The organism is Sulfurovum sp. bin170, from assembly GCF_010892395.1.
GTDB lineage: Bacteria > Campylobacterota > Campylobacteria > Campylobacterales > Sulfurovaceae > UBA1140.
Window position 1 is genome coordinate 1 of the sequence record NZ_JAACKB010000109.1, and the last position, 5,286, is coordinate 5,286.

Annotated in this window: 5 protein-coding genes; 4 read left to right on the forward strand and 1 reads right to left on the reverse strand. The window is 36.0% G+C overall.

All coding sequences use genetic code 11. The features are described 5' to 3' along the window. The 4 genes from GSY74_RS02590 to leuB all read left to right on the forward strand — a co-directional run. On the forward strand, positions 1–2,195 hold a 2,195-nt coding region (locus GSY74_RS02590), incomplete at its 5' end, for an ATP-binding protein (RefSeq protein ID WP_164663554.1). Positions 2,196–2,259: 64 nt separating this feature from the next. Then, the gene (locus GSY74_RS02595) at positions 2,260–3,075 is read left to right on the forward strand and encodes a TIGR00282 family metallophosphoesterase (protein ID WP_164663555.1); all 816 of its coding nucleotides are present in this window, start codon (positions 2,260–2,262) and stop codon (positions 3,073–3,075) included. 97 nt (positions 3,076–3,172) lie between these two features. Next, positions 3,173–3,667: a 3-isopropylmalate dehydratase small subunit gene (locus GSY74_RS02600; RefSeq protein WP_164663556.1), complete on the forward strand. Its 495-nt coding sequence runs from the start codon at positions 3,173–3,175 to the stop codon at positions 3,665–3,667. 3 nt (positions 3,668–3,670) lie between these two features. Continuing rightward, positions 3,671–4,756 (forward strand): 3-isopropylmalate dehydrogenase, encoded by a 1,086-nt coding sequence (gene leuB, locus GSY74_RS02605; RefSeq protein WP_164663557.1) that lies wholly within the window; start codon positions 3,671–3,673, stop codon positions 4,754–4,756. A gap of 116 nt (positions 4,757–4,872) precedes the next feature. Here the strand turns inward: leuB and GSY74_RS02610 are convergent, their stop codons facing one another. Beyond that, entirely contained in the window at positions 4,873–5,175 is a 303-nt protein-coding gene (locus GSY74_RS02610) for a DUF6172 family protein (protein ID WP_164663558.1), read from the reverse strand. Positions 5,176–5,286: the final 111 nt, after the last annotated feature.

Here is a 5,286-nt window from a genome sequence, read left to right on the forward strand (position 1 = left end):
ACTATAACAGTATCATTAGTTCAACAGCTTCGATAGGAAAGGTTTTTGAGCATAAGATTATTATGTTTGTCTCTTCTGCTATACTTCTTTTCTCTCTGCTAATTATGTATATAAAGAGAGACCATTTCTTTCTTGAGACTAGAGATAACAGAGAAGCTTTGGAGCAGTTGTTCGAGGATATTAAGCACTCTTCTGATAAAAATAAAATTAGAGAGTTCAAATCTATGCTAAAAGAGAAAGACCATACAGAGATATATTCGCTTATTTCAAGTATGATAAATGAACTCCAAGAGAGTAAAAAATTGGCAGATGAGGCAAACAGAACAAAGAGTCTATTTCTCTCCAATATGTCTCATGAGATTCGTACACCTCTAAATGGTATTGTAGGTTTTACGAAGTTGCTAAAATCTACAAAACTAGACTATGAACAGAGCGATTTTGTCAATACTATTCGTAAAAGCTCCGAAAATTTGATAGGTGTGGTTGACAATATACTTGATATTTCAAAGATAGAGAGTGGAAAGATAGAGCTAGAGAAGAGCTACTTTAGTATTATAGATGAGCTTGAGAATGTTATTGAGACTTATGCTATAGAGGCTTCAAAAAAAGATATTGATTTTTCAATTTGGCTAGACCCACAACTATCAAATATTCTAGTAGAGAGTGATTATGGAAAGATTAAACAGGTGTTGATAAATCTTATCTCCAACTCTATTAAGTTTACAGAGAGTGGTGGGAAAATAGGTGTATCTATAGAAAAATTGAGTATAAAAGGCGACAGTATTGAGGTTAACTTCACTGTTAAAGATACAGGTATAGGTATATCTCCAGAGCAGAAAGATAGAGTTTTTGATGCATTTACGCAGGTAGATGATAGTAGTATGAGAAGGCATGGAGGTACAGGTCTGGGTCTTACTATCTCACTAAGTTTAGTAAAAATGTTAGGTGGAATACTACAACTAGATAGTAAGCAAGGCGTTGGGACTACTCTATCATTTTCACTAGATATGGCTCAGAGAGCTATCATTACGGAGTATAATTACAAAGCTATGAGCGTAGCTATATACTCTCCTAAGAGTGTTCAGGCTAGAGAGTCTGATTACTATATAGATAAGTATCTACAATCTTTTAAAGATATATCTACACAGAGATTCAATACATTTGTAGCGTGTCAAGATGCAAAGACAAGCTCGTTTGATGTACTCTATATACACTATGATGAGATAGATAAAAAAGAGTTGCAGAGGATAGTAGCACGGCACAGTTCGGATAGTCAGATAGTTTTAGTTACAAAACTAAAAAATAGAGACAACATTTTGGATATTGCACCTATATTTTCACAAGTTATCTATGAACCAATACTGTTTTCTAAAATTGAGAACTCTATTGAGATACTCTCGCAAAATAGAAAAGATAGAGTTGATAGCAGTTCACAGATGTTTCATGGGCTAAAAGCTCTAGTGGTGGAGGATAATCCTATAAATCTAAAGATGATTATAAAAACTTTAGAGAATCTAGGAATCAATTCAGACTCAGCAGAGAATGGAAGAGTATCTGTTGAGATGTATATGAAAAACTCTTATGATATTATCTTCATGGATATACAGATGCCTGTTATGAATGGGGTCGATGCGACAAGAGTTATCATAGAGTATGAGAAAAAAAATAATTTAGAGCATACACCTATAGTTGCAGTTACAACCAATGCTTTAAAAGGAGATAGAGAGCGATACCTTGCATCTGGAATGGATGAGTATATTGCAAAACCTATTGACCTAAATAAGTTTATAACTGTTCTAAATCAGTTCTACTCAACAAGACAAGAGGGTGTCGATGGAGATTTAGAAAAAGATATTTTATTGTATAAACAGACCCCTACAGAGTCAAAGATTGTTGGTGCTATTCTAGGAAAGTTTGGTTATAGTGTTGATGTGGCTAAGAATATTGATGAGTTTAAAAGCATGATAGATATTAACCAATATAGGTCTCTTCTTTTGGATAGAAGTGACAATGAGAGAACCCATAGCTCTGTGACGGATGTGATTAAAGAGAATAGTGTTCCAACGCTTCTTTTTGTTGAGGATAGTAGTGAAAACTTATTGGCAAGTGATAGAGATGCTTATAAATTTATTATTGATAAATCGTCCAATTTTAACTATATTAAAGATAAAGTTGATGAGATGATGGGGGTATAGTTTCTTATAGATTTCTATTTTATAAAAATATGATAAAATACTCATATTAAAAAAAGAGAGATATATGAGAATAGTATTTATAGGAGATATAGTAGGTAAACCTGGGAGACTTATGGTTGGGAAACACCTCAAAGAGATAAAAGAGAAGTACAAAATAGATTTTGTAATAGCAAACTACGAAAATGTAAGTCACGGTTTTGGAATGACCAAAAAAAACTGTGAAGAACTTATGGGGTATGGTATAGATGCCATGACAGGAGGTAATCACTCTTGGGATAAAAAAGAGATATTTGAGATGTTTGAGAACTACCCTATAGTTCGTCCTATTAACTATCCTGATAATGCTCCTGGCAAAGGAGTTTTGGAGACCCTGATATTGGCTAAACGAGTTGCCGTTATCTCTGTAATGGGTCACTACACCATGCCTATGGCAGATAATCCTTTCATAAAAATAGATGAGCTAGTCAGAGAACTAAGAGAGAGTGGGATAAAACATATTATCGTTGATATACATGCAGAAGCGACTAGTGAGAAGTTGGCTATGTTGCATATCCTAAAAGATAGAGTTTCTGCTCTGTTTGGAACGCACACTCATGTGGGTACTGATGATTTGATTATTGCGGATGGTTGCTGTTATGTGACAGATGTAGGGCTTACTGGCTGTCGTGACCAAGTGATAGGGATGGATAAGCAGATACCAATTAAGCGATTTATGACTGGACTTGGAGGGCATTTTGATATTCCTAAAAAGTGTCAGGAGATTTTTCAGTTTATTATATTTGAGCTTGATAGTGAGGGTAGGGCAACAGAAGCCCAAAAGGTTAAGATATATGATAGTGGAGAGCTTGTTACCATAGATGGTAGAGTTGAGAATTATTAATAGATAATTAACAAATATGATTACCTTTAAACGCATTTTGGTTATACTTTCGAGATTATATTAAATAGGCAGATAACCTATATTTAAAGGATAGCCGTTGCAAGGTAAAGTTTGGAAATTTGGTGATAATATTGATACAGATTTGATTATCGCTGCTAGATACCTAAATACAAGTGAGCCGACAGAGTTAGCAAAGTATGTAATGGAAGATGCAGACCCCCAGTTTGTTACGAAAATGAGTGAGGGGGATATTATTGTTGCAGGTGAAAATTTTGGTTGTGGTTCTAGTCGAGAACACGCTCCTATTGCACTAAAAGCCGCAGGGATTTCAGCTGTGATTGCCCCTACATTTGCAAGAATATTTTATAGGAATGCTTTCAATATGGGTCTGCCTATTTTTGAGCTTGAAGAGTCATATGAAATTAACGAAGGTGATACAGTTAGAGTAGATATGGCTAAAGGGGAAGTGATAAATATCTCTCAAGCTAAAACATATAAATTTAGACCTATTCCTGATTTTATGCAGGAGTTGGTTGATGCAGGTGGACTCATAGCATTTGCCAAAAGAGAGATAGCAGAAGAGGAGGCGTAGGAGATGGGAAGAAATTATAGAATAGGTATTATAAAAGGTGATGGTATTGGACCAGAGGTGGTTGATGAAGCTATCAAAGTTTTAGATGCACTATCTGCAAATATGGGATTTAACTTAGAGTACGAAGAGATGTTAATGGGTGGTGTGGCAGTTGACGAGACTGGTGTGCCTCTACCTGATGAGACTATTCAGGGTGTGAAACGATGTGATGCTGTACTGTTTGGTGCTATTGGTGGTCCCAAATGGGACAATTTAGAGCGACATCTTAGACCAGAGAGTGGACTACTTGCACTTAGAAAATCTATGGGAACTTTTGCAAACCTTCGTCCTGCTATGGTTTATGATGAGTTGGTTAATGCCTCTACGCTAAAGCAAAAAGTTGTTCAAGGTGTAGATATTATGGTGGTTCGTGAGCTTACTGGTGGACTCTATTTTGGTGAGCCAAGAGAGCTGGGTGTTGACAGAGCCTATAACACGATGGTCTACACAAGAGAAGAGGTTGTGCGAATCGCAAAAGTTGCTTTTGAGATTGCGATGAAACGAGACAAAAGAGTCTGCTCTGTGGATAAAGCCAATGTTCTTGAAGTGAGTCAATTTTGGAGAGAGATAGTTATAGAGGTGGCAGAAGATTATCCAGAGGTAGAGCTTACTCATATGTATGTGGATAATGCAACTATGCAACTAATCCGTGAACCAAAGCAGTTTGATGTGATTTTGACAGGTAATATCTTTGGAGATATTCTCTCCGACGCAGCAAGTATGCTAAGTGGCTCTATCGGACTTCTCCCAAGTGCTAGTACAGGTTCAAAAGTTGGTATCTATGAGCCTATTCATGGCTCGGCTCCAGATATTGCAGGACAGGGTATTGCAAATCCACTAGCTACAATATCAAGTGCTTCGATGATGTTACGATACGCCCTTGGTGAATATGAAGCTGCTGATAAGATTGATGCTGCTATTAAAAAATCATTAGCTATGGGATACAGAACAGGTGACCTTGGTGCTTATGATGCTAAAGAGATATGCTCTTGTACAGAGATAGGTGATATTATCGCCAACTATGTTTGTAAGTCTGGAAAGAAGAAGTAAGTAGGTGACCAATATTATATTCATTCGGAATCGGAGACTTTAGTCCCGAATATAGCGAGGCTAAAGCCATCGTTTCCAATCTTTTTGAAATTAATTTTGGGTAGGTACTTAGGAGCTTACTCCTTCTCTTCCTCTTTTTGAGGTTTCATAACAGCTTTTGCTATTATCTCTATATAACATCTCTCTAGTTTCTCTACATTTGCTCTCTCTAACGCTTTTAGAATCTCATCAAAACTCATAGTTGTAGCACTATCACTATCTTTACCAAATTTACAATCAAAATCCCAATACATTTTTTTGCTATCTGCCAATTTTTTCTTTCGTTCCCGTTTTAGATATTTACGAAGTTCACTCTTGATTGATTCGATAACTCTATCTGGATGATGTTTTTCATGTTGTAGATGAAATATTTTTCTCATTTTTTTCCTTGATTGGATTAATTTTTTGGTATTATAACAGAAAAGATTAAGGGGTTAGGTACTTAACTATTTCCCTATTTTTATAACCCTTTTTGAGACCTCTACAAAGTC